18 protein-coding genes are annotated in these 24,589 nt (G+C 67.0%); 16 read left to right on the top strand and 2 right to left on the bottom strand.

Annotation, left to right across the window (positions count from 1 at the left end; translation table 11 throughout):
- The first annotated feature begins 7 nt into the window (after positions 1 to 7).
- The 13 genes from nrfD (at position 8) to HRU76_05235 (ending at position 16,157) form a co-directional block, all read left to right on the top strand.
- Positions 8 to 1,246 (top strand): polysulfide reductase NrfD, encoded by a 1,239-nt coding sequence (nrfD, locus tag HRU76_05295; protein QOJ17032.1) that lies wholly within the window; start codon positions 8 to 10, stop codon positions 1,244 to 1,246.
- Positions 1,243 to 4,485 (top strand): molybdopterin-dependent oxidoreductase, encoded by a 3,243-nt coding sequence (locus HRU76_05290; protein QOJ17031.1) that lies wholly within the window; start codon positions 1,243 to 1,245, stop codon positions 4,483 to 4,485. The genes nrfD and HRU76_05290 overlap by 4 nt, the downstream gene beginning before the upstream one ends.
- Before the next feature lie 36 nt (positions 4,486 to 4,521).
- Positions 4,522 to 4,995: a CBS domain-containing protein gene (locus HRU76_05285; protein ID QOJ17030.1), complete on the top strand. Its 474-nt coding sequence runs from the start codon at positions 4,522 to 4,524 to the stop codon at positions 4,993 to 4,995.
- Between the two features lie 145 nt (positions 4,996 to 5,140).
- Positions 5,141 to 6,442: a hypothetical protein gene (locus HRU76_05280; protein ID QOJ17029.1), complete on the top strand. Its 1,302-nt coding sequence runs from the start codon at positions 5,141 to 5,143 to the stop codon at positions 6,440 to 6,442.
- A 291-nt stretch (positions 6,443 to 6,733) separates the two neighbouring features.
- Positions 6,734 to 7,357, top strand: coding sequence for a DUF47 domain-containing protein (locus HRU76_05275; GenBank protein QOJ17028.1), 624 nt, complete (start codon positions 6,734 to 6,736; stop codon positions 7,355 to 7,357).
- Between the two features lie 69 nt (positions 7,358 to 7,426).
- Positions 7,427 to 8,539: an inorganic phosphate transporter gene (locus HRU76_05270; GenBank protein QOJ19104.1), complete on the top strand. Its 1,113-nt coding sequence runs from the start codon at positions 7,427 to 7,429 to the stop codon at positions 8,537 to 8,539.
- Between the two features lie 154 nt (positions 8,540 to 8,693).
- Positions 8,694 to 9,695 (top strand): PstS family phosphate ABC transporter substrate-binding protein, encoded by a 1,002-nt coding sequence (locus tag HRU76_05265; GenBank protein QOJ17027.1) that lies wholly within the window; start codon positions 8,694 to 8,696, stop codon positions 9,693 to 9,695.
- A gap of 90 nt (positions 9,696 to 9,785) precedes the next feature.
- Positions 9,786 to 10,757 (top strand): phosphate ABC transporter permease subunit PstC, encoded by a 972-nt coding sequence (gene pstC / locus HRU76_05260; protein ID QOJ17026.1) that lies wholly within the window; start codon positions 9,786 to 9,788, stop codon positions 10,755 to 10,757.
- The gene (locus HRU76_05255; protein QOJ17025.1) at positions 10,754 to 12,037 is read left to right on the top strand and encodes a phosphate ABC transporter permease PstA; all 1,284 of its coding nucleotides are present in this window, start codon (positions 10,754 to 10,756) and stop codon (positions 12,035 to 12,037) included. The genes pstC and HRU76_05255 overlap by 4 nt, the downstream gene beginning before the upstream one ends.
- Before the next feature lie 29 nt (positions 12,038 to 12,066).
- Positions 12,067 to 12,927 (top strand): phosphate ABC transporter ATP-binding protein, encoded by an 861-nt coding sequence (locus HRU76_05250; protein ID QOJ19103.1) that lies wholly within the window; start codon positions 12,067 to 12,069, stop codon positions 12,925 to 12,927.
- 83 nt (positions 12,928 to 13,010) lie between these two features.
- Positions 13,011 to 13,667 carry a phosphate signaling complex protein PhoU gene (phoU, locus tag HRU76_05245; protein QOJ17024.1) on the top strand — a complete coding sequence of 219 codons (657 nt, stop codon included), beginning with the start codon at positions 13,011 to 13,013 and terminating at the stop codon, positions 13,665 to 13,667.
- A 391-nt stretch (positions 13,668 to 14,058) separates the two neighbouring features.
- Entirely contained in the window at positions 14,059 to 15,120 is a 1,062-nt protein-coding gene (locus tag HRU76_05240) for a phosphotransferase (protein ID QOJ17023.1), read from the top strand.
- Positions 15,117 to 16,157, top strand: coding sequence for a PDZ domain-containing protein (locus HRU76_05235; GenBank protein ID QOJ17022.1), 1,041 nt, complete (start codon positions 15,117 to 15,119; stop codon positions 16,155 to 16,157). The genes HRU76_05240 and HRU76_05235 overlap by 4 nt, the downstream gene beginning before the upstream one ends.
- 87 nt (positions 16,158 to 16,244) lie before the next feature.
- Here HRU76_05235 and HRU76_05230 read toward each other — a convergent pair whose 3' ends face one another.
- Positions 16,245 to 16,538: a hypothetical protein gene (locus HRU76_05230; GenBank protein ID QOJ17021.1), complete on the bottom strand. Its 294-nt coding sequence runs from the start codon at positions 16,536 to 16,538 to the stop codon at positions 16,245 to 16,247.
- 202 nt (positions 16,539 to 16,740) lie between these two features.
- Here HRU76_05230 and dnaE point away from each other — a divergent pair, with 202 nt between their 5' ends.
- The 3 genes from dnaE (at position 16,741) to HRU76_05215 (ending at position 22,907) form a co-directional block, all read left to right on the top strand.
- Positions 16,741 to 20,850 (top strand): DNA polymerase III subunit alpha, encoded by a 4,110-nt coding sequence (gene dnaE, locus HRU76_05225; protein ID QOJ17020.1) that lies wholly within the window; start codon positions 16,741 to 16,743, stop codon positions 20,848 to 20,850.
- 93 nt (positions 20,851 to 20,943) lie between these two features.
- Entirely contained in the window at positions 20,944 to 22,038 is a 1,095-nt protein-coding gene (locus HRU76_05220) for an AAA family ATPase (GenBank protein QOJ17019.1), read from the top strand.
- A complete protein-coding gene (locus HRU76_05215) occupies positions 22,035 to 22,907 on the top strand; it encodes a metallophosphoesterase (protein ID QOJ17018.1) in 873 nt (290 codons plus the stop codon). The genes HRU76_05220 and HRU76_05215 overlap by 4 nt, the downstream gene beginning before the upstream one ends.
- Positions 22,908 to 22,970: 63 nt before the next feature.
- Here the strand turns inward: HRU76_05215 and HRU76_05210 are convergent, their stop codons facing one another.
- Positions 22,971 to 24,506 carry a phosphoglucosamine mutase gene (locus tag HRU76_05210; GenBank protein ID QOJ17017.1) on the bottom strand — a complete coding sequence of 512 codons (1,536 nt, stop codon included), beginning with the start codon at positions 24,504 to 24,506 and terminating at the stop codon, positions 22,971 to 22,973.
- Positions 24,507 to 24,589: the final 83 nt, after the last annotated feature.

Genomic DNA, 24,589 nt, shown 5'->3' with positions numbered 1-24,589 from the left:
GGCACCCATGAGCGCCATGCCCATCCATGCCGGATCGCTTCCGCGGAACGGCGCCGCCGCCAGCCCGGCGCTGAGCCCCGTGCCGTGGGCCCGCGCCTTGTGGATCATCTGGTTCATTCTGCTGGCCCTGGGTTCGATCGGCCTGTACATGCGGTTCACGCAGGGGCACCTGCCCGCTGGGTACGGTTCATATGTGCCATGGGGGCTGTGGATCGCCATCTACTTTCACGCGGTCGGCATTGCGGGGGGCGCGTTCGCCGTGGGCGCGCTGGGCTACATCCTCAACCTGCGCGGGCTCGGCACGCCCTCGATGCTTCGCACCGTCATTGTGCTGGCGATCGCGGCCATGGCGCCGGCGTTCATGTCGGTGTGGCTGGACCTGGGACATCTGGACCGGGCGCACCGCATCATGACCTCGCCCAGTTTCACCAGCATGATGGCCTTCAACGCCTGGATGTACGTGGCCTTCGTCATTGTGGCGGCGGCGGCATGGGTGCTTTCGTTCCGACCCGGCTCCACGTGGCTCAAGCCGTTCCTGTGCCTGGGCATCTTCTTCGCGGTGGTGATCCCCAGTCAGAGCGGCGCGTTCTTCGGCGTGGTGGACGCCCGCGAGTTCTGGCACAGCGCGCTCTTTCCGGTGCTCTTTCTGTGCTCCGCGATCGTGTCGGGGTCGGCCGTGCTGCTGGCGGTGCGGGCCGCGCTCGGGCCGGACGCCTTCGCCTGGGCCACGCCCGACCCGCACACCGAGCACCAGATGGCGCTCACCTATCTGCGCCGGGTGATCATCGCCGGGCTCTTCGTGTACTTCATTCTCGAGTTCGCCGAGTTCTCGGTGACGCTGTGGAACCCCGGCTCGCACAACCCGGCCATCGAGCTGATCCTGACCGGGCCGTACTGGTGGGTGTTCTGGATCGTGCATCTGCTGCTGGGAGGCGTCGTGCCGCTGGTGATGCTGCTCGGCTGCCGCAGTCCGAGGTGGTGGATTCTCGCCGCGGTGCTGGTGGCGGTGACTTTCCTGGCAACCCGTCTGAACGTGCTGGTGCCGGGGCAGGCGGTCAGTGAACTGAAGGGTCTGCAGGAGGCGTTCTCCCATCCGCGGCTGAGTTACACCTATCACGCGACCGCGATGGAGTACCTCGTGGGTCTGTTCCTGGTCGCGCTAGGGATGGCGTCGTACTTCGTGCTTCGTCGCCTTGGTGCGATGATCGCGTTCCGCATCGCCCGACAGGAGAGGGCGTCATCATGACAACAGCTGCACCCGATCAGAAGATCGTCTCACGCCGCGGGTTTCTTGCGGGCGGCGCCATGCTCGGAGCGGCTGGTGCGGCAGAGCGCGCCGCCGCATTCGATGGCTCGTCCGACAGCGCGATCATGAACAGTTCGCGCCCGGATGCACCATACGACATGGTGCGGGCCGACAACCACATCTGCTCATCGTGCCTGCAGTGCAACACCGGCTGCGGCATCCGCTGCAAGATTCAGGATGGCGTTGTCACCAAGATTGACGGCAACCCGTACAGCCCTTGGACGATGCTGCCGCACCTGCCTTTCGCCACCTCTCTGGACGATGCGGCCCCGGTGGATGGGGCGCTCTGCCCCAAGGGGCAGTCCGGGCTGCAGACCGCCTACGACCCCTACCGCCTTCGCAAGGTGCTCAAGCGGGCCGGCAAGCGCGGCGAGAACAGGTGGGTCACCATTCCCTTCGAGCAGGCGATTCGGGAGATCTGCGAGGGCGGCGCGCTGTTCAGCGGCGTCGCCGGTGAAGAGAGCCGCCAGGTCGAGGGGCTGCGTTCCCTGATGACCGTGACCGACCCGGCCCTCGCCAAGGTGCTGGATGCCGATGTCAAGGCCATCTGGGACGAGAAGGACAAGGCCAAGAAGCAGGCGCTCATCGAGGCGTTCAAGCAGAAGCACGCGGCGCATCTGGACAAGATGATCGATCCCGATCACCCGGACTTCGGCCCGCGCAACAATCAGATCGTCGTCGCCTGGGGACGGTTGAAGGACGGTCGCGGCGACTTCTACAAGCGGTTCGCCTCGGCGCTGGGCACCACCAACGCCCACGGGCACACCACGGTGTGCCAGGGCTCCCTGTACTTCACCTGCAAGGCCATCAGCGAGCAGTACGAAGGCGGCAAGTTCACCGGCGGGCAGAAGTTCTACTGGCAGGCGGACACCGAGAACAGCCGGTTCATCCTGTTTGTCGGCGCTAACCTGTTCGAAGCCAACTATGGTCCGCCCAACCGGACGGTTCGGCTGACGACCAACCTCGTCGAGGGCCGCACCAAGATCGCGGTGGTCGACCCGCGCTTCAGCAAGCTGGCCAGCAAGGCGTGGAAGTGGCTGCCCATCAAGCCCGGCGCGGATGGCGCTCTGGCCATGGCGTTCATCCGCTGGATGCTGGATGAAGGTCGCTTCGACGCCAGGTTTCTCGCGAACGCCAACAAGGCCGCGGCGATGGCCAACGGCGAGAACTCGTGGACCAACGCCACGTGGCTGGTCGCCGTCAAGGACGGCAAGCCGGGCAAACTGGTGCGCGCCGCGGACGTGAAGGTCGACGGGCAGCCCCTGCGCGCCGCCGAGCCGCGCAAGGCGAAGGACGGCAAGGACTACGACGAGAAGTTCATGGTCGCGATGGTCAACGGCCAGTTGACCGCCGTGGACCCGAACGATGAGAAGTCCGCCGTGGTCGCCGATCTGTTCGTCGATGCCGCTCTACCCGACGGCGTGAAGGTCAAGTCCGGGTTGCAGATCGTGGCGGAGGCATCGCGTGAGCGGACCGTCGCCGAATGGGCGGAACTCTCCGGCCTGCGTGAGCAGGATGTCATCGCCGTGGCGCGGGAGTTGACCTCCTACGGCAAGGCGGCGGCGGTGGACATCCACCGGGGCGTCGCCCAGCACACCAACGGGTTCTACAACGTGCTGGGGTGGATGACGGTCAACATGCTCCTGGGCAACTACGACGCCAGGGGCGGGCTGATCAAGGCCACGACCTACGACACCAAGGGAAAGGGCAAGGGCAACCTCTTCGACCTCACCGCCCATCCCGGCGTCACCACGGCGTTCGGCATCAGCAGCATCCGGCATGGGCTGGACTACGAGAAGACCACCATCTTCGAGGGCTATCCCGCCCGGCGGAACTGGTACCCGCTCTCCAGCGACATCTACGAGGAGATCATCCCCTCGATCGGCGACCAGTATCCCTATCCGGTGAAGGCCCTCTTCCTGTACATGGGCGCGCCGACCTACGCCCTGCCCGCCGGGCACACCAACATCGAGGTGCTCTGCGACACGCAGAAGGTGCCGCTGTTCGTCGCCTGCGACATTCTGATCGGCACCACGTCGATGTACGCGGACTACATCTTCCCCGACCTGACCTTCCTCGAGCGCTGGGAGTTCCAGGGCAGCCACCCCAACATCCCCAACAAGGTGCAGCCCGTGCGCCAGCCGGTGATTGCGCCGATTCCCGAGGAGTGTTCGGTCTACGGCCAGTCGTATCCCATCTCGCTCGAAACCATGATCCTGGGCATTGCGGAACAGCTCAAACTGCCCGGGTTCGGAGAGAACGGCCTCGGAGAAGGCAAGCACCTGCGCCACCCCGATGATCTCTACCTGCGGGCCGTGGCGAACCTGGCGTTCGGCGAGAAGCCCGATGCCTCGCAGAACGTGCCCGACGCAGACGCCCGCGAGTTGGAGATCTTCCACGCGGCGCGGCGGCACCTGCCCAGGTCCATCTTCGACGCCGAGCGCTGGCGCGCCATCGTGGGCGAGTCGATGTGGCCCAAGGTGGTGTACGTGCTCAACCGCGGCGGCCGCTACGAGGATCACGCCAAGGGCTACAAGGGCGACCGCGCGGCTCATCCGTACGGTGCGCTGCTGAATCTCTACCAGGAGAAGACCGCCGCGACCATCCACGCCGGTACGGGTCAGTCGTATCCCGGTTATGCGTGCTACGTGCCGGTGCGCGACTATGCCGGCAACGAGCCCGATGACCTTCGCAGGGGGCACGACTTGGCGCTCATCACGCACCGCGTGATTACCCAGACCAAGAGCCGCACCATCGCCGACCCGTGGCTGTCGGCGATCATGCCCGAGAACGGCGTGCTTATGCATCCGTCCGACGCGCAGCGGCGGGGGCTGCGCAACGGCCAGCTGGTCAAGGTGGTCAGCGCCACCAACCCCTCGGGCGACTGGCCGCTGGGCAACGGGGTGCGCAAGCCGATGGTTGGCAAGGTGACCATCACGCAGACCATCCGTCCGGGCGTGGTGTCGTTCGCGCTGGGCTTCGGCCACTGGGCCACCGGGGCTCAGGATGTGACCATCAACGGGCAGGTCATCAAGGGAGAGGAACGTCGCACGCGGGGCATCCACGCCAACGCCGCCATGTGGACCGACCCCACCATCAGGAACACCTGCATGTTCGACCCGGTGGGCGGAAGCGTGTCGTTCTACGACACGCACGTCCGCGTGGAGCCGGTGCGTTGAGTCCGGCCCGCCGAGTTTCCGAAGCGAGGTGCAGTCATGGAAACAAGAACTCACGCCCGCGTCGCCGCCGACATCATGACACCGGAGCCCGTGTGCATTGAGACGGGCGCGACGATCCGGCAGGTTGCCCGGATCTTCGAGGAGAACGGCATCTCCGGTGCTCCCGTGGTGGATGGCGGCGGGCGCGTGATCGGGGTCATCTCGCGGTCGGACCTGATTCGTCGCTGCATGGAAGGCGGCGATGAACGCGACCCCGCTCTGCTTGTTGAGTTGCTGGGGAGCGATGATGACCCCGACGCCGGTCCGCTCCAGGAGCGAAGCATCTTCGTCGAGGAGTGCATGAATCCCGAGCCGGTGACGGCGGGGCCGTCCGCGTCGCTCGGGGATCTGGCGAACCGCATGGTCGACGCCCGCGTCCACCGGGTCATCGTGGTCGATCGCAATCGGTTTCCGCTGGGGATTGTCACCAGTCTGGACCTTGTCAGGGCGCTGGCTCTGGCGGCGCCGTGAGGAGGTTGGAGATGATCCGGTTGCCGGCCGCCGTCGCGATCGACCCTGATGATTTCACGCGCGATCTGAACAGCGCCTGAACAGACCGCCGGAACAATCACGCCGTCTGTTCGGGTTCCCTCATTCACCTCTTGGAGAATCAACGATGAGAGCAACACACGGATCGATCGCGCTCGTGGGCGCGATCACGCTCGCGGGCGGCGCGTTCGCCGGCGAGGGCGCCACCGACGCCGACCTGCGGTCGCGCGTGGCCGAACTGGAGGCCCGCCTGGCGACGCTGCAGGCGCAGAACGGCGACCAGTGGCTCACCGAAGCCCGCGCCGCCGAGATTCGCTCGCTCGTGCAGGACGTGCTCGCCGACGCCGACACCCGCACGTCGCTGCTGCAGGGCGGCACGGCCGGGTGGGACAAGGGCTTTTTCCTGGCCAGCGGCGACGGCAAGTTCAAGCTCAAAATCAACGGCCAGCTCCAGTTCCGCTACGTCTTCAACCACCAGGATGAAGACGCCACCGAGGACACCAGCCGCGGCGGATTCGAGAACCGGCGCACCAAGCTCACCTTCGAGGGGCACGTGGTTGATCCCTCGTGGAAGTACCACGTGACGGGCGCCTTCGCCCGCGATGGCGGCTCGTTCCTGCTCGAGGACGCCTACATCGCCAAGGATCTGGGCAATGGCTGGGAGCTCATGGTCGGACAGTTCAAGCTGCCGTTCATGATCGAGGAGACCATCTCCAGCAAGCGGCAGCTCGCGGTGGATCGTTCGCTGGTCAACGAGGAATACAACCAGGATCGCTCCCAGGGCGTGCAGATGTCCTACACCGCCGATCAGTTCCGGTTCTACGTCGCCTACAGCGACGGCTTCATGACCGCCAACACCGCGGCGCTCGGCTACGACACCGAGTGGGCCTTCACCGGGCGAGCCGAGGTGCTGCTGGCGGGCAAGTGGAGCCAGTTCCGCGATTTCACCTCCTTCAAGGGTGAGGAGTTCGGCTTCCAGCTCGGCGGAGCCGCTCACTACGAGAAGGCCGAGGTCGGCACCGCGGCCGGTCCCGAGGAGAAGATGTTCACCTGGACCGTGGACGCCATGCTCGAGTTCGGCGGGGCCAACCTGTTCGCCGCCATCGTCGGCCGGCATCTCGACGAGGCCAACGTCGATCAGTACGGCTTCGTCATTCAGGGCGGCTTCTTCGTGACGGATGATGTGGAGCTCTTCGGACGGTACGAGTGGAGCGACTTCGACGTGGATGGCGTGGAGGATCTGAGCGTCATCACCGTCGGCGTCAACAAGTACTGGGACAAGCACAACATCAAATGGACCACTGACCTGGGCTACGGTCTGGACACGGTGTCCTCGCCCTTCTCCGCCAGCGGAGTGGGCTGGCGCTCCGACGCGGGCGACGAGGACGGCCAGATCGTCTTCCGTACGCAACTTCAGATGCTGTTCTGATCGCCCGGACAGAACTGACGGCTTGATTTGACCGAATGGAGTGAGAGACGCTCATCCACCCGTCGCGTCTGACTCTCCAAGTTACCTGTCCAGTACGACATCACTCGCGACGGATCATCGGCCGACCGGCCTTCCACCCGGTCGGCCGTTTTTTGTTTGACGGAATCTCACCACCGCCGAAGAAAATGCCACCAAGTTCCGCCTTCTCCGAACGTCCGTTGGGTTGAAGCCACGGATCGAATCACTACAATCGGCCCCAACCCGAACGTTCCCCGGAAGGTGTGTTCAGAAATGGTTCAACTTCTCCCCCGCGACACCAGGTTCTTCGACCTCTTTGAGCAGTTGGCCAGCCATGTGGTCGGCGCGGCCCAGGAGCTGCAGGGCCTGGTCGGGCGGTTCCCCAACATCGAAGGGCCGATCCAGCGCATCCGCGACCAGGAGCACTCGGCGGACGAACTGGCCCACGCCGCCCTCGATCGGCTGGACCGCACCTTCATCACGCCCTTCGACCGCGAGGACATTCACGAGCTGGTTGGCGGCCTGGATGACATCGTGGACGAGGTGGACGCGCTCGCCAAGCGGTTCACCCTCTACCACGTGGTCTCGATGGAAGGGGAGTTCGTCAACCAGGTGGGCATCCTGGTGCAGGCGACCGAAGCGGTCCGCCAGGCGGTGGGGATGCTCCGCAAGACGCGAAAGCTCTCGGACCTCAGCCCGCTGCTGATCGAGATTCACCGACTGGAGAACGTGGGCGACGACACCAACCACGCCGCCGTCTCGCGGCTGTTCAAAGGCGACGTACCCCCGCTCGAGGTGATGAAGTGGAAGGAGCTCTACGACCGCATCGAGAAAGCCATCGACAAATGCGAGGACGTGGGCAACACCATTGAACGCATCGTTCTGAAGAACGGCTGACCCGGCCGCTCAGCCCGCGCACCGGCCTCCGCCGTTCCGTGAACCACATCACCAGAGTTCCCCATGTCGATGAGCCCTGTCCTGCTGATCGCCGAAGCCGCACCCGTCGCCGGGTCTTCCGGTGCCTCCGTGACGGGGCTGGCCCTGGCGGTGGTGCTGTTCATCATCTTCGTGGCGCTGGTCTTCGACTTCCTCAACGGCTTCCACGACGCGGCCAACTCGATCGCCACCATCGTCTCCACGCGGGTGCTCAGCCCTGGGGCGGCGGTGGCATGGGCGGCGTTCTTCAACTTCATCGCGGCCTTCGTGTTCGGTACGGCCGTCGCCAAGACCATCGGCACAGGGCTGGTGGATGTTCAGCGCATCGATATCTTCGTGGTCTGGGGCGGGCTGATGGGGGCCATCATCTGGAACATCATCACCTGGTGGCTGGGGCTGCCCACCAGCTCCTCCCATGCGCTGGTGGCGGGCATCGCCGGCGCCGCCATCGCCAAGGCGGGCTTCACCGTGCTCATCGCCCACGGGTGGATTCTGATCCTCATCGGCATCGTGCTGTCGCCGGGGTTCGGGTTTCTGTTCGGGGGCACGCTGATGGTGGCGATCTCGTGGATCTGCCGCCGCATGACGCCGTACAGGGTTGATCGCGTCTTCCGTCGGTTGCAGTTGGTTTCGGCGGCGATTTACTCGCTCGGGCACGGGGGCAACGACGCCCAGAAGACCATGGGCATCATCGTGCTCGTGCTCACCGCCGCGGGCATGCAGGAATGGACCACCTGGGGCGAGTGGCACCTCTTCGGGCAGGAGCACGCCTACGGATGGCCCATCATCATTTCGTGCCACTTCGCCATCGCGCTGGGCACGTTGTGCGGCGGGTGGCGCATCGTCAAGACCATGGGGCTGAGCATCACCCGGCTTCAGCCGGTGGGCGGGTTCTCGGCGGAGACGGCGGCCGCCGTGGTCATCAGCGGGTTCACCAAGTTCGGCGGGGTGCCGATCTCCACGACCCACGCCATCACCGGGGCGATCCTGGGCGTGGGAACGGTGCGCAACGTCCGCAGCGTGCGGTGGATCTGGGGCCAGCGGATTGTCATGGCCTGGGTGCTGACGCTGCCATGCTCGGCGTTCATCGCCGCCATCTCCTACGGGCTGATCCACTGGCTCATCGAGCCGCTGGTGACGTGATCGCCCCCTGACGCCGACCCGCCGCGCGGGAAAGGCGCGCCCAACTCTTGCGCCATCTCCGCGTGCCCTTAGCGCAATCTGAACACGCGCCGGAAACGATTCCTCCGAACGATCGGAACCTCATTCTCGGTCCCTCGAACGAAGGAATCCACGCATGCTCACCAAGACGAACGCAGCCGTGCTGGCGACCGGCGCCCTCGCCGTGACGCTCGGCTTCACCTCACCCAGCCAGGATTCGTACGCCCGTCTTCGTGGCGCCGTCGCCATCGACGGCTCGTCCACCGTCTTTCCGATCACCCAGGCGGTCGCCGAGGAGTTCAAGGAGAAGGCCCCCAACGTCAACGTGACGGTTGGCGTGTCGGGCACGGGCGGCGGGTTCAAGCGATTCGCCCTGGGCGAAACCGACATCTCCAACGCCTCCCGCCCGATCAAGAAGGAGGAGCATGATGAGGCGGCCAAGAACGGCGCCCAGTACATCGAGCTCCCGGTGGCCTACGACGGGCTGTCCTTCGTGGTGAACAAGGCGAACACCTGGGTGGACTCGCTGACCGTGGAGGAGATTCAGACGATCTTCCTGGCCTCCAAGGCCGCCAAGACGTGGAGGGATGTCCGCCCCTCGTGGCCCAACAAGCCCATCAAGATGTTCATCCCCGGCACCGACTCCGGCACGTTCGACTACTTCAAGGAGGTCGTCGCCGGCAAGGAGGCCATCCGGCCCGACGTGTCGGTCTCCGAGGATGACAACCTGCTCGTTCGAGGCGTATCGGGCGATGAAGCCGCATTGGGCTTCTTCGGCTGCGCGTACTACTTCGAGAACAAGGACAAGCTCCGGGTCGTGCCCATCGTGAACCCCAAGCTGGGCACGCCGGTCGAGCCCACGGCCGGCACCATCGAGGACGGCTCCTACGCCCCCTTCAGTCGCCCCCTGTTCATCTACGTGAACGCCAGGTCGGCCCGACGCCCGGAAGTCAAGGGCTTCGTGGAGTTCTACCTGGCCAACGCGCCGCGGCTCGCCGCCGAGGTGGGCTACGTCTCCCTGCCCGAGGTGGTCTACCAGCGGGCCTCAGCCAACTTCAAGGCCAGCAAGACCGGCACCCAGTTCCTCAACGACAAGGGTGAGAAGGTCAGCGGTCCGGTGACCACGGTCTACAAGTGATCCTCGCCTGAACAGCGACCAACCCGGGGCGGCGTCGAGAGGCGCCGCTCCGGCTTTGCCCGGATCACGTCCCGCGTCAGGCGCAACCTCATGACCTCCATTGCACCCTCCACGAACCTGGAGAAGCCGCGGCTTCTCCGCCCGGCCGAACTCGGTCGGGCGCGTTCGCGCGTCGGTCGCAACGCCGTGGAGTACACGATCCGCGGCTCGCTCGTCGGGTGCGCGGCGTTCTCGATCTTCACCACCGCCGCCATCATCGTGGTGCTGGGGTGGGAGACGTTCACGTTCTTCAAGCTTCCCGATGTGACGGTGACTGACTTCCTCTTCGGCCTGAAGTGGGCGCCGCTGCTGGGCGAGGAGAAGCATTTCGGCATCTGGCCCCTCATCTCCGGCACGGTGATGATCACCCTGCTGGCGATGCTCTTCGCCATTCCCCTGGGGCTGGTGACGGCGATCTTCCTGAGCGAGTACGCCCCGAGGCCGCTGCGGGCGGCGCTCAAGCCCGTGCTTGAGGTGCTGGCGGGCGTGCCCACCGTGGTGTACGGCTTCTTCGCGCTCTTCGTCATCACACCCGCCTTGCAGGGGATGTATTCCGGGTTCGGCACCTACAACGTGCTCAGCGCGGGCATCGCGGTGGGGATCATGTGCCTGCCCATCGTGTGTTCGATTTCCGAGGACGCCCTGCAGGCCGTGCCTCGCTCGCTGCGGGAAGGCGCCTACGGACTGGGTGGCACGAAGTTCGACGTGTCGCTCAAGGTGGTGGTGCCGGGGGCGATCTCCGGCATCGTGGCGGCCTCGCTCCTGGCCATCGCCCGTGCGGTGGGGGAGACGATGATCGTCACGCTCGCCGCCGGCAACATGGCGCAGATCACGTGGAAGGTGACCGAGCAATCCCAGACCATGACCGCGTACATGGTGCAGATCTTCCTGGGCGACGTGAGCAACTTCGGGGCGGAGTACTACTCCAGCTACGCCGTCGCCGCCACGCTGTTCCTGATGACCTTCATCATCACGCTCATCGGGCACTGGATCCGGGTGCGCTTCCGGGAGGCCTACGAATGAATCTCCCGACGAATCCGATCTCCCCCACGGGTGAGCCGCCCCCGCCGGTTTTCGGCCCGTCCACGCTTGGCGCTCGACGCCGCCGCGCCAACGCGATCTTCACCGTGGTCTGCTGGGTCACCGCATGGTGCAGCGTGCTTCTGCTGGTCATCCTGCTCGGGTCCATCGCTCTTCGGGGGTTGACGCACCTGGACGTCGATTTTTTCACCGGCGTGCCTTCGCGTGACGCCGAGAAAGCCGGCATGAGCCCCGCGCTGTGGGGCAGCGTGTTCATCTGCGCCATCTGCGCCATCGTGGCCCTGCCGCTGGGCGTGGGCACAGCGATCTTTCTGGAGGAGTACAAGCCCCGGCATCGGCTGGTGAGGCGGCTGCACGGCTTCGTGCAGCTCAACATCGCCAACCTGGCGGGCGTGCCGTCCATCGTGTACGGCATCCTGGGGCTGACGGTCTTCGCCAACATGTTCGGGCTCTTCGGCTCCGCCCTGTCGCCCCGGTACGAATGGGGCGTGCGCTTCTACGACGAGGTGATGGATGAGTCGGGCGAGTACCTTCGACTCCGGGTCGCGGATCGGAGCGCCCCGGAGACGGCGATCGTCAGCGGACTCGTAATGACCTCGGACGAGGACCAGCCCGTCACCCTGCGCGTGCTTCCGTATGAGGAGATCGACGCCCTGCACGAACGCGTCGCTCAGCGCGCGGCCGATCTTGAGGATGAAGCGGCGATCAGCGCAATCCGCGCCGAGCTGCTCGGGGGCGTGGTGGCGGAAGACGTCTACGTCGCGCGCACGGACGAGAAGGCGTGGTGGTACGTCCGGCTTCCCTTCGGACGCGGCGTGCTGGCGGGGGGGCTGACGCTCATGCTGGTGGTGCTGCCGGTGGTGATCATCTCCTCGCAGGAAGCGCTTCGGGCCGTGCCCGGTTCGCTGCGCGAAGGCGCGCTGGCGATGGGGTCCACCCGCTGGCAGATGATCTGGGGCATGACGCTGCCCGCCGCGGTGCCGGGCATCATGACGGGATCGATCCTCGCCATGAGCCGAGCCATCGGCGAGGCGGCGCCGATTCTCATCCTCGCGGGCATCGTGTACATCACCTTCACGCCCGCCCACCTGATGGACGACTTCACGGCCATGCCGCTGCAGATCTACAACTGGGCGTCGCTGCCCAACAAGTCCTTCCACGACGTGGCGGCCACGGGCATCATCGTCCTGCTGGCCGTGCTGCTCACATTCAACGCCACGGCGGTGCTTGTCCGCCAGAAGTTCCAGAAGCCACTTCAATGACAGCCATTCAACCCGGCAATCCCGCGATCATGGCCGAGTCCGAGTTGCGTTCGGCGTCGCCTTCGGTTCATATTCCCGTCGTGCGACCGACCCGACCCCAGACCGCGACCGACGCCGCCTCCGCCCTGGCGGACGTGGAGACGGCGATCACGGTGCGTGAGTTCAACTCGTTCTACGGCACTTTTCAGGCCCTGCACCACGTGGAGATCGACGTGCCGCGATGCCGCGTCACCGCCCTGATCGGTCCCAGCGGGTGCGGCAAGAGCACCTTCCTGCGCTGGGTCAACCGGATGAACGACCTGATCCCCACCGCCCGGGCCGAAGGCACGCTCGATCTGCACGGCATGGACGTGCTGGCCCGCTCCACGGACGTGGTGGAACTGCGCCGCCGTGTGGGCATGGTGTTTCAGAAGCCCAATCCCTTCCCCAAGTCGATCTTCGACAACGTGGCCTTCGGCCCGCGCCTGCACCGCTCGATGAGCCGGACGGAGCTGGCCGACCTGGTCGAATGGTCGCTGCGCAAGGCGGCCCTGTGGGACGAGGTGAAGGATCGACTGCGCGACTCGGCGCTGGGGCTTTCGGGCGGGCAGCAGCAGCGGTTGTGCATCGCCCGTGCCGTGGCGGTGGGGCCGGAAGTGCTTCTCATGGATGAGCCCTGCTCCGCGCTCGACCCCAAGTCCACGGCCCGCGTCGAGGAGCTCATCGCCCAGCTGCGAGAGCAGTACACCATCATCATCGTCACCCACAACATGCAGCAGGCGGCCCGCGTGTCGGACCAGACGGCCTTCTTCTGCGAGGGACGCCTGGTTGAAGTGGGTGAAACCGCCGATGTGTTCACGAACCCGAAGAAGAAGGAAACCGAAGATTACATCACGGGTCGCTTCGGCTGATCCCGTGTGCCACGGCTCTGTGAGCCGTGATTCCGTGTGCCGCGGCGCAGCGAGCCGTATCCGCCCGAATCGAGTGAACGTCCATGCCCATGCAACTGCTCAAGGAACTGGTCGATCTTCGACGCAACATCCTCACCATGGGGGCGGCGGTGGAGCAGCGCATCCACTGGGCCATGCGGGCGCTGCTGGAGGGAGACATGGAGGCGGCGCAGCTTGTCCGCAAGGGCGACAACGAGATCGACCGCATGGAAATCATCAACGAAGAGGAGTGCCTGCGCATCCTCGCCCTCACCCACCCCGTGGCGGGCGACCTGCGCTTCGTGCTCTCCGCCATGCGCATCAACACCAACCTCGAGCGGATCGCGGACATGGCCCGGTCGGTGGCCAAGCGAGCCATTGACCTGCATCAGCTCCGCACGGTGGAGATGCCGCCGTCTTTGGCGACCATGGCCACCGAGACCGAGCACATGTTCGTCAGCGCCATGAAGGCGCTGGCCGACGAGGACGCCGACCTGGCCCAGCGCATCCGCAAGGACGACCAGCGCGTCGATGACCTGCAGAAAGAGGTCTTCGCGTGGGCGCAGGTGGAGATCCCCAGGCATGTCGAGGCCACCGAGGCGGCCATCGACGTGCTCTCCATCGCCCGCAAACTCGAGCGCATCGCCGACGTCTGCACCAACATCGCAGAGGACGTCATCTTCATGAGCAAGGGTTCGCTGGTGCGGCACGAGCACCTGTGACCACGCCCGGCCGCGGTCGCTCCAGGGGCGGCGCACGCTCAGGTTGAACGCCGGTGAATCCCTGACGAAGGAACCCTCATCCCGACCCTCTTCCAGCGGGAAGAGGGGAAATGGGATTTGATTCAGGGGTGACACGTATGACGTTGCGGCGGGTATCACCGGGTGCCCGGCTACCCTGTAGCAGCCCTGCTTCGCGGGGCACGCGACCGCCATGCCCACGCCCGCTCACCATCCAGAACCCGGACGACACGGTCCCGGCTCGCCGGGGCGGGGGAAGTCGTCCGCCGGTCCGGCCGGGGGCGGACGACGCGGCGCCGAGAAGCGACCGGCGTCCCATCCGGCTCCCGCACCGCCGGAACCCGTCGCGCATCTTGGCCCGCGGCAGGATGACGTGACGCGCCGGGAGCGATTTGACTCCCGCGAACTGGCCATCGTGCTGTCGCACTACGAACTGGGCGTGATCGAGTCGATCCGTGATTATCCGCGCGGGTCGCGCCGCGCCCCCAAGGTGCGCATCCGCACGCAGACCGGGGAATACCTGCTCAAACGCCGCGCTCCCGGGCGCGACGAGCCGCACCGCGTGGCCTTTTCGCACCGACTGCAGCTGCACCTGGCGGAGAACAGCTTTCCCGTGGCGCGGCTGATCGGCACGCGTGACAGCAACAACTCGCTGGTGCAGCACGAGGGCGCGGTCTACGAAATGTTCGAGTACGTGCGAGGCGAGCACTTCAACGGCTCCAACCGCGCCACGCAGTACGCGGGCTACGCGCTGGCCCACCTGCATCGGCTGCTGGGGGGGCACGCCCTGGTTTCCAACCCGCCTGACGCCTCGTATCACGCCGCCCCGGGGCTGGCGGGGCATGTCGCGGCGGTGCCTCGCGCGGTTTCGACGGTGGACGTGAAGGCCAGCGAGGCGGATCTGCTGCGCTGCTGCGCGTATCTGCGCGAGGCGTACGACGACGCGGTCCGGCGCGTTGAGTCGCTGGGCTACTCGCGCTGGCCGCGCGTCATCAACCACGGCGACTGGCACCCCGGCAACCTGCTCTTCCACCCCGATCGTCGCGTGGCGGCGGTGATCGACTTCGATTCGGCGCGGCTTGAGCCCCGTATGACCGACGTGGCCAACGGCGCGCTGCAGTTCTCGATGCGCATCGGTCAGAACACGGAAGACCCCACCACGTGGCCCGAAGCGCTTTCCGCGGAGCGGATCAGGGCCTTCGTGCGCGGATACGATCAGGGCGCCGCGACGCCGCTGACCGACGCCGAGCACCAGTCGCTGCCATGGCTCATCATCGAGGCGCTGATCGCCGAGAGCGTAGTGCCGATCGCGGCCACGGGCAGTTTCGCCCGTATTCCGGGCGCGCCCTTTCTGGCGATGATCGAGCGCAAGGTGCGCTGGCTGACGCCGCGGGCCGAGCGACTGGTCACGTTCGTCCGGGAGTCGCAGCGATGAGATCGGACGGGCCACTCTTCCGCCAGGCCGCGGTGATCGCCGCGACGGTGCTGGCGACCGCGGCGGCGGGCCTCTCGACGGCGCAGGTGGCGGAGCGCGTCGACGGTTCGCCCGCCGACGCGCCGCCATTCGAGGACGAGTACCTCATCCCCGAGTCGTTGCGCGGTCCATTCGCCGAGCGGCTGATGCAGCTGGGCGACGACTCCTGGCGCCGCCGGTCCGAGGCGGCGGCGTGGCTGCGCGAGGTGAATGTATCCGACCAGGTCTTTCAGTTCCTGGCCGAGGCCGAGTACCTCAACGCCGAGCAGAAGCACCAGCTGGTGGCGATTCTGCGCGACCGTATCCTCACCAGGCGGGGCGGGGCGCTGGGCATCCAGATGCGCCCGGCCCGACTGGAGGAGGGACCGGGCATCGTGGTCGTCATGCTGATGGCGCGCATGCCCGCGGAGAACACGCTCAAGGTCGGCGACCGCATCACCCATGTCAACGGGCAGGCGCTTCGGTCGTTCAACACCACCACGGAGTTCACCGACCTGGTGTCGATGCGCCAGCCGGGTGAGACGGTGCGGCTGCGCGTGGAGCGCCCCGTCGCCGACAGAGGCGTGCCGGGCGATGGCGCGGCGGGGGGTGACGTGGGGAATGTCGGTGGGGCAGCGGGCCGCGTGCTGACGGAGACCATCGAGGTGGATGTGCCCCTGGCGGAGGATACGTCGCTCGGACAGGAAACCGTGCTGGCCCGTCAGGCGGACCGGGAGCGTCGCGCCCGCGAAGCGGTGATGATCTTCACCCCGCGAGCCGCGGCCCTGCGCGCCCCGGCCGCGCCGTCGGCGGTGGACAGCGACCCCGCGATCATCGAGCTGAAGTCCCTGCTGGCGCGCCCCGAGCGCACGCAGGAGGTCTACGACCGCATCGTCGAGTTGCGCAACCAGGTTCGGAACGGATTGACGGAACTGGGGCTGAGCGTGCAGGAGCGCCAGCACCGCTACGAGGTGTACGAACGATTCATGGCGCTGCTGTCGCAGCCCGAGCGCCGGTAGAACTGACCCCGGCATGGCGGCGATGACGTCCGGCCAGTGACCCTCAGACTTCAGTGGCGCAGGCGTCCCGCCTGCGATCGCCCCGCCCTACTCGACGCGCCGGATGACGCGCACGTTGCTGCGCCCGTCGCGGCTTGGCCACAGCCGCGAGAGCCACCCGCGCACCGCATGGATGAGCAGAAACACCGCCACGAACACCAGCAGCACCGCGGTGACGAAGATCGCCAGGATCGCCAGCGGCACGGCGATGATGATGGCCGCCGCCATCAGCAGGAGGCGCGTGAGGACGTTCGGCTGTCGGCGCAGGTGCTCCGCGAACGTGACGTACCGCCTCGCTCCGGCGCGGTGGAAGGTCCAGACTCGAGAGGCGGCCTCGTGCATCGCGGGAATGGTACGTTCTCCGACGGTCGGGGGATCGCGACGGTCGAGAACCTCCCGACCGGCGTGGACAACCTGTTGAAGCGCGGGCTGAGGCGGCGCGGACGGTACAATGGACGACTGGATGCCGATCGTGGGCCTCGAAGCATCGACCCACACGTCACGCACCGATCGCGCAGTATTCTTTCACTCAGGCACGGACGCCATGTCATCAGGTCGGCCCCGTTTCGTTCACCTGCACCTGCACAGCGAGTACTCGCTGCTCGATGGCGGCAACCGCATTGATGCTCTCGTCGAGCGCGTGAAGAATCTGGGCATGGACGCGGTCGCCGTGACCGATCACGGCAACCTGCACGGCGCGATCGAGTTTTACACGCGGGCCAGGGCCGCGGGCGTCAAACCGATCCTCGGCATCGAGGCGTACGTGGCGCCGGGCGACCGGCGCGACCGATCGCCCACGGGCATCGCCGACGGCGGCTTCCACCTGGTGCTTCTGGCCGAGAATCTGACCGGTTGGGGCAACCTGCTGCGGCTCTCATCCGATGCGTTCCTGCAGGGGTTCTACTACAAGCCGCGCATGGACAAGTCCACGCTCGCCGAGCGGGCCGACGGGCTGATCGCCATCAACGGCCACCTCGGTTCGTCCATCGCGCACTGGCTGCTGCAGTACGAGCAGACGGGCCGCGGCGAGCACTGGCAGCAGGCGGTGGAGGAGGCCCGCTGGCACGCGGCGACGTTCGGCGTGAACGAACGGGGCGAGCCGCGATTCTTCATCGAGCTGCAGCGGAACGACGTGCCCGAGCAGGAGCGCATCAATCCGCACTTGGTGCGGCTGGCGCGGGAGCTGAACCTGCCGCTGGTGTGCGACAACGACGCCCACTTCCTCAAGGCGGATGACTGGGACACGCACGACACGCTCTGCTGCATTTCGATGCAGAAGATGAAGTCCGAGACGGATCGGATCAGGTATCCCGCCGCGCTGTACGTCAAGTCCCCCGAACAGATGGCGGAGCTCTTCGCCGACCTGCCCGAGGCGGTGGACAACGCTGGGCGCATCGCGGATCGCTGCAACGTCGATCTGGCGTTCGGAGCCAACCACGCTCCGGTGGTGAAAATCGTCTCCGACCTTCTGACGACCGGCGCCGCTCCCCTCGCACCTCCGCCCTCTTCCCCCGGGAGCGGGGTCGGGAGTGAGGGGCTTTCCGGCCCCGACATCGCCACCATCATCCGCGCCTTCGCCTGTGATCACCCCGTCGGCTCCAACGAGTGGTACAACGCTTTCTGCGCCCAGTTCCGTCTGGAACCCTACGACGCCGAACGCGACGGCGAGTCGCGCGATGAACTCAAGCGGCGCTGCGACCTGGCGCTGCGCCTGCTCGCCGAGGCGGGGGCGATCTGGCGCTACGGCGCTAACGGCGTCACGCCCGAGATACGCGAACGGCTGGACCGCGAACTCACCATCCTCGCCGACAAGCTCATCTCGGCATACTTCCTGATCGTCTGGGATTTCGTCAACTGGGCGCGGCAGCGGGGCATTCCCGCCAACGCGCGCGGCTCGGGCGTGGGCACCATGGTCGGCTACGTGCTGGGGCTCTCCAACGCCTGCCCGGTGCGGTATGGTCTGCTCTTCGAGCGGTTCACCGACCCGGACCGAACCGAGTACCCCGACATCGATATCGACCTGTGCCAGGATGGTCGACAGGACGTGATCAACTATGTCCGCCAGAAATACGGCCACGTGGCGCAGATCATCACCTTTGGGCGGCTCAAGGCCCGCGCCGCGATCAAGGACGTGGCCCGCGTCATGGGCTTCACGCCCGACGAGGGCCAGCGGCTGGCCAACCTGGTGCCGGACGAACTCAACATCACGCTCGAGGAGGCGCTGGAGAAGGAGCCGAACCTGCGCGAGGCGGTCCAGGAGCCGCGCGTGCGCCAGGTCATCGACCATGCCCGCGCGCTGGAGGATCACGCCCGCCACGCCGGGGTTCACGCGGCGGGGGTGGTCATCGCCACGCAGCCGCTGGACACCATCGTGCCCCTCTGCCGAGTTTCTGGCGGCGAGGAGGCCGTGACGCAGTGGGACGGGCCGACGTGCGAGAAAGTCGGTCTGCTCAAGATGGACTTCCTCGGACTGCGCACGATCTCGACGATCGAGCGGGCCAAGCGGATCATCCGCGAAACGCTGCCGGAAGAGGCGATCTGGCGCGCGGTGGGGAAAGAAAGGGATCAAGGCATTGAGGCATCGAGGCATCAAGGCACGGAGGCATCAAGGCACGTGAAGCACCGTGCGTTGGACCCTCGCACCCTTGATCCCTTGATGCCTCGGTCCCTTGATGCCCCCTTCCCCCACCCTCTCGACCTCGACCGGCTCACCTTCGATGATCAGCGCGTCTTCGAGCTGTTCCGCCGGGGCGACACCTCGGGTGTGTTCCAGTTCGAGTCCGGCGGCATGCGCAACCTGCTGGTCGACATGAAGCCCGACCGGCTGGAGGATCTGATCGCCGCCAACGCGCTCTTCCGCCCCGGTCCGATGGACCTGATCCCCCAGTACAACCACCGCAAGCACGGGCGCGAGCCGGTGCCCGCGATGCACGAGATCGTCGAGCGATACACCGGCGAAACCTACGGCATCATGGTCTACCAGGAGCAGGTGATGCAGATCGTCCACGCGCTGGGCGGCATTCCCCTGCGCGCGGCGTACTCGCTCATCAAGGCCATCAGCAAGAAGAAGCAGAAGGACATCGACGCGGTGCGCCCCAGGTTCATCGAGGGCGCGCGCGAGAAGGGACTCTCGAAGAAGGACGCCGATGACCTCTTCGATCTGATCCTCAAGTTCGCCGGCTACGGCTTCAACAAGAGCCACTCCACCGGCTACGCCATCATCGCCTACCAGACGGCGTACCTGAAGACGTACTTCCCCAACCAGTACATGGCGGCCGTGCTCACCTATGAGAGCCAGGCCCGCAAGGTGGAGGACTGGGCCCCGTATCTGGACGACTGCCGCCGCACGTACTTCCCCGATCACACGCCCGAAAGGCCGCACGTGGGGGTGGAGGTGCTGCCGCCCGACATCAACCTGTCGGCGGCGGATTTCACCGTGGTCTTCGGGCCGGATGAGCCGCGCGACCATCTGCACGGGCACGTTCGCTTCGGCCTGCGGGCCATCAAGGGGGCCGGGAACGCGGCGATCCGCTCGATCATCGGCGAGCGCGAGGCGAACGGACCCTACGCCTCGCTCTTCGATTTCTGCGAGCGCGTGGACCTGCGCGGCGTGAACAAGGCCACCATCGAGGCGCTCATCAAGTGCGGCGCGTTCGACTCGGTGCATGGGCGAGACGCACGGGCCGCCCTGGTCGCCTCCATCGAGGACGCCATGCGATCCGGCCAGCAGCGGGCGGTGGACCGCAAGCATGGCCAGTCCACGTTCTTCGACGCCTTCGCTCCGCCCGCCGAGGTGGAGGTGAAGCCCGCCGCCCTGCGCAGCGTGAAGCCGTGGTCGCCCGCCGAGGCGCTCCAGTTCGAGAAGGACGTGCTGGGCTTCCACGCCTCGGGCCACCCGCTGGACATGCACCGCCGCGTGCTGGAGGCGTTCGGTTCGCACAGCGCGGCGGAGCTGGCTTCCCTGCCCGCCGACACGCCGGTGGTGGTGGGCGGGCTGCTCACCCGCCTCAAGCAGACGGTGGTGAAGTCGGGCCAGAACGCGGGGGCGCGCATGGCATGGGTCGGGCTGCAGGATCGCACCGCGACCATCGAGGGCGTGGTGTTCAGCGACGCCTACGCCAAGTTCGCTCCATTGCTGCAGGCGGACGCCGTGGTGTTCCTGATCGGGCGCGTCGATCGCAAGCGGGCCGAGCCGGGGCTGGTGGTCGACCGCGTGGTGCCGGTGGAGGCCGCGGCGGAGCAGCTGGCGACCGCCATCGAACTGGACGTGGACGCCGAAAGACGTTCCCCGGAGGCGATGGAACCGACGCTGGAGGCGCTGCGCGAGGCGCTGATGGACGCGGCGTCGATCGGCGGATCGGGCGGACGAGCCGCCGAAGTGCTGATTCACCTGCACGTGGACCGAAAGCGAGTCACGCTGCGCCCGTCGATGCTGCGCGTGTCGCCGTCATCCACCCTCACCGCGCGGCTGGAGCAGCTGCTGGGCCGCGAGCGTGTCCGCTATCGAGGCGGCGCGGCGGCGTCATACCTGCCCCCGCGAGGCGGTGGGAATGCGACGCGGCGCAACGGATACGCGCTCAACGGCAACGGACGAAGCAACGGCGCCGCGGCGAGCGGCACCGGCGAAGTCTGCGCTTCGATTGATCGGTACTGAGTGCATGCAGTGGAGCGGGCGTCCCTGCCCGCGCCACCGCTCTCTGTCACAGGCGGGACGCCTGTGCCGCTGGACTCTCCCTACAGTTGCCGCATGGACCGAATCCTCGGCCAACCTCACGCCATTCGCACGCTGCAAAGCGCGTTGGACAGCGGGCGCGTGCATCACGCGTGGATCTTCCACGGCCCGCGCGGCGTGGGAAAGTTCACCACCGCCCGCGCCTTCGCCGCGATCCTGCTCGACCCCGACGCGCGGTCGGATGCGGACGGGCATCTCCGCTCCGATCCCGAAGGCCGCGTCGCCCAGCTCGTGGCGCGCGACGCCCATCCCGACCTGCACATCATCCGCAAGGAACTGGCGCTGTTCTCATCGAACAGCGAGGTGAGAAGCCGAAAACTCACGAACATCCCCTTCGATGTGCTGCGCGAGTTCATGATCGGCGGATTCGTGGGCGAGACGCACGTGCCTTCGCGGGCCTTCTCCACCGCGCGGATGGGACGCGGCAAGGTGTTCATCATCGAGGAGGCGGAACTGCTCGATCAGTACGGTCAGAACGCGCTGCTGAAGACTCTGGAGGAGCCGCCGCCCGGCACGTACATCATCCTGCTCACCACGCAGGAGAGCGATCTGCTGCCCACCATCCGCAGCCGCTGCCAGCGCGTGGCGTTTTCCCCGCTCGATCCCGTCGCGATGCGGACGTGGTTCGAGCGCGCCGGCCTTGCGGTGAACGCCGACCATCGCGCATGGCTGGAACGCTTCGCCGACGGCTCGCCCGGGCTGGTCACGCTGGCGGTGGAGGACGGCCTGTTCGAGTGGTGGAGCACGCTCTCGCCCGTACTGCGCGAACTTGATCGCGGGAGCTTCCCGTCGGACGCGGGCGAAATGCTGGCGGGCTTCGTGGATGCCTACGCCACCGCGTGGGTGAAGAAGCAGAAGCACGAGAACCCCAGCAAGGACGCCGCCAACAAGTCCGGCGCAGAGCGTGTGTTCATGCTGCTGGCGTTCCATGCCCGCCAGGGGCTGCACGCGGCGCTCGACCACGGCGAGCCGCCCGACCACTGGCTGCGCGTGATTGACCTGGTGCGCGACGCCGATCGCGCGCTCAACGCCAACGTCAACCTGAAGATGGTCTTCGAGGCGCTGGCCGCGCGATGGGCCGACCCGGCGGATGTCGGGGCCGTGGCGTGATCTCCGCCCTGGACATGCGCGACGCCGACGCGGCGATCGACCTGCTCGCCCGCGCCGCCGCCGCGCTGCGGCACAGCCCGCTGCGGCGCGGCTCGTGCGTGCGGCTGCCCGCCCGCGGGCGGCTGCTGGCCACTGGCGACCTGCATGACAACCCGGTGCATCTGGGCATCATTCTGCGGCTGGCGCGGCTCGAACACGACGCCGATCACCACGTCGTGCTGCACGAACTCATCCACGGCGAGCACCTGATCAACGGCGTCGATCTTTCGCACCGCATGCTCCTGCGCGTCGCGGACCTGGTGCTGGGCCGCCCCGGCCAGGTTCACCCCGTGCTGGCCAACCACGAACTTTCGCAGATGACCGGCAAGGGCGTCAGCAAGGGCGCGGGCAACAGCGTGGATCTGTTCAACGCGGGGCTGGAATACGTCTTCGACAGCCGCTGGGAGGATGTGGCGCAGGCGATCGGCGGTTTCATCCGCGCCCTGCCGCTCGCGGTGCGGAGCGATTCGGGCGTGCTCTGCGCCCATTCAATCCCCGCGGCGAGAATGCTCGACCGATTCGATGTCGGCATCCTCGATCGTGAACTGACCGATGCCGACTACGCGACGAACACCGGCAGCGCGTACCTGATGACCTGGGGTCGCGGGCAGACCCCGGAGCAGGTGACGACGCTCGCGAAAGCGTGGAATGTGCGGCTCTTTCTGCTGGGCCACGAGCACGTTGAAACCGGCTGCGAGATGCGAGGCGGGCAGGTCATCCGCCTCAACAGCGACCACGAACAGGCGGCGGTGGTGTCGATCGATCTGGCTGATCCCCCGACGGCGGAAGAGGTGACGATGTCGGCGGTGCGGCTGCGGGCGCTGGGGTGAACAACGCAGGTGAACAACGCAGACGCGGCCTTCCGTCATGAACGCGGCGGCCGCTCAACCCGGTCACAGATGCGCGGCGGCGCGCACGGATTCGATCAACTCCTCGGCGCGCGCGTGTGTGGTCGCCTCCGCGATCAGGCGGATGATCGGCTCCGTGTTGCTCGGGCGCAGGTGGATCCAGCCGTCGTCGAAGTCGAGGCGCACGCCGTCCGTGTCGTTGAACCGCTCGCCGTGAAACGCCTCGCGCACGCGGGTCAGCGCCGGGCCGACAGCCGCCGAGCCGCCCACGGACGCCAGATCGAACTTGCGCTTGATCATCTCGTAGCGCGGCAGCGAGGCGACGATGGATGACAGGGTGAGGGAGGACACAGGCGGGACGCCAGCGCCGCTGACGCCAGCGCCGCCATTCTCCTTGCCGCCGCACCCCGCCAGCAGGTCCAGCACCAGCGCCATGCTCGAGAGTGAATCGCGCACCCAGCAGACGCGGGGCACGATGACGCCGCCGTTGCCTTCGCCCCCCAGCACGGCCCGGTCGCCGTGCGGCTTCATCGCGGCGACCACGTTCGCCTCTCCAACAGCGGTGCGCAGCACGCTCACGTGCAGACCGGGGAAGGACGCCGCGATGTCGTCGATCATGCGGCTGGTGGACATGTTGGCGGCGAGAACCAGGACGTGTTTCGAATCATCCACCGCTCCCTCGCCGGAGCCGTGGGCGAAGGAGGGGTCAGCTGCGAATCGCTCCAGTACGCGCCTGGCGCACAGCGCCAGCGTGTACTCCTCGCCGATGTAGCGGCCTGTTTCGTCGATGATCGCCAGCCGATCGGCGTCGGGATCCTGGGCGAAGCCGATGTCCGCGTGTTCGCGGTTCACCGTCGCGGCGAGTTCACGCAGGTTCTCCTCCAGCGGTTCGGGCGCGTGGGGAAAGTCGCCGGTCGGTTCGCCGTACAGGTGGATCACGGCGCAGCCGAGTTCCCGGAGCAGCATGGCCGCGGCTGGTCCGCCCGCGCCGCGGACGGAATCAACAACCACGCGGAAGGCGCGGCGTCGGATCGCGTGAATCGACGCCTCGCCGAGCAGGTCGAGCACACGTGCGACGTGCCGCGCCGCCGCCCCATCGTGGCGTGCGATGGGCGGGGCGATTTCGCACGGTCCCGATGGCGGCGCCGCCGGCATCGCCTTGAACCGATGGATGAGTCGCGCCGCCTCCACTGCGGGCGGCGCCACGCCGTCGGCGTTCAGGCACTTCAGCCCGTTCCACTGTCCGGGGTTGTGCGACGCGGTGACGACCATGCCGCCGTCTGCGTTGAGCTCGTCGATCATCACGCCCGCGGTGGGCGTCATCACGATGCCCAGATCGACCACGCGGCAGCCCGCTTCGACGAGTCCCGAGGCGGCGGCGGCGGCAAGCTCCGCGCCGGACGGGCGGCTGTCGCGCCCCATCACCACCAGGGGCGAGGACGTTCCACAGGTCTCGATGAGCACCGCCCCGAAGCACCGGGCGAACCGCCGCGCCACGTCGGGCGTCATGGTCCTTCCGACAATCCCGCGCGCCCCCGACACGGAGAGCATCAATGGCGCATCATGCCCGATGGTGGTCATGGGCCGAGTGTAGGAGCGGACTGAGAGGGCATCGAGACATCAAGGCATCGAGGCGTCAAGACACTCCGCACCCTCAGGCGGGT

Source organism: Phycisphaeraceae bacterium (assembly GCA_015709595.1).
Lineage (GTDB): Bacteria > Planctomycetota > Phycisphaerae > Phycisphaerales > SM1A02 > CAADGA01.
Note: the sequence above shows the minus strand (reverse complement) of the source record. Positions and strands in the feature narration are given on the sequence as shown.

Excerpts from the sequence above, each read along its gene's own strand:
- HRU76_05270 (QOJ19104.1), top strand. The coding sequence starts at position 7,427 with ATGAGCCCTGTCCTGCTGATCGCCGAAGCCGCACCCGTCGCCGGGTCT.
- HRU76_05255 (QOJ17025.1), top strand. The coding sequence starts at position 10,754 with ATGAATCTCCCGACGAATCCGATCTCCCCCACGGGTGAGCCGCCCCCG.
- pstC (QOJ17026.1), top strand. The coding sequence starts at position 9,786 with ATGACCTCCATTGCACCCTCCACGAACCTGGAGAAGCCGCGGCTTCTC.
- HRU76_05280 (QOJ17029.1), top strand. The coding sequence starts at position 5,141 with ATGAGAGCAACACACGGATCGATCGCGCTCGTGGGCGCGATCACGCTC.
- HRU76_05230 (QOJ17021.1), bottom strand. The coding sequence starts at position 16,538 with ATGCACGAGGCCGCCTCTCGAGTCTGGACCTTCCACCGCGCCGGAGCG.
- nrfD (QOJ17032.1), top strand. The coding sequence starts at position 8 with ATGAGCGCCATGCCCATCCATGCCGGATCGCTTCCGCGGAACGGCGCC.
- HRU76_05275 (QOJ17028.1), top strand. The coding sequence starts at position 6,734 with ATGGTTCAACTTCTCCCCCGCGACACCAGGTTCTTCGACCTCTTTGAG.
- HRU76_05285 (QOJ17030.1), top strand. The coding sequence starts at position 4,522 with ATGGAAACAAGAACTCACGCCCGCGTCGCCGCCGACATCATGACACCG.
- HRU76_05220 (QOJ17019.1), top strand. The coding sequence starts at position 20,944 with ATGGACCGAATCCTCGGCCAACCTCACGCCATTCGCACGCTGCAAAGC.
- HRU76_05235 (QOJ17022.1), top strand. The coding sequence starts at position 15,117 with ATGAGATCGGACGGGCCACTCTTCCGCCAGGCCGCGGTGATCGCCGCG.
- HRU76_05265 (QOJ17027.1), top strand. The coding sequence starts at position 8,694 with ATGCTCACCAAGACGAACGCAGCCGTGCTGGCGACCGGCGCCCTCGCC.
- dnaE (QOJ17020.1), top strand. The coding sequence starts at position 16,741 with ATGTCATCAGGTCGGCCCCGTTTCGTTCACCTGCACCTGCACAGCGAG.
- HRU76_05250 (QOJ19103.1), top strand. The coding sequence starts at position 12,067 with ATGGCCGAGTCCGAGTTGCGTTCGGCGTCGCCTTCGGTTCATATTCCC.
- HRU76_05290 (QOJ17031.1), top strand. The coding sequence starts at position 1,243 with ATGACAACAGCTGCACCCGATCAGAAGATCGTCTCACGCCGCGGGTTT.
- HRU76_05210 (QOJ17017.1), bottom strand. The coding sequence starts at position 24,506 with ATGACCACCATCGGGCATGATGCGCCATTGATGCTCTCCGTGTCGGGG.
- phoU (QOJ17024.1), top strand. The coding sequence starts at position 13,011 with ATGCCCATGCAACTGCTCAAGGAACTGGTCGATCTTCGACGCAACATC.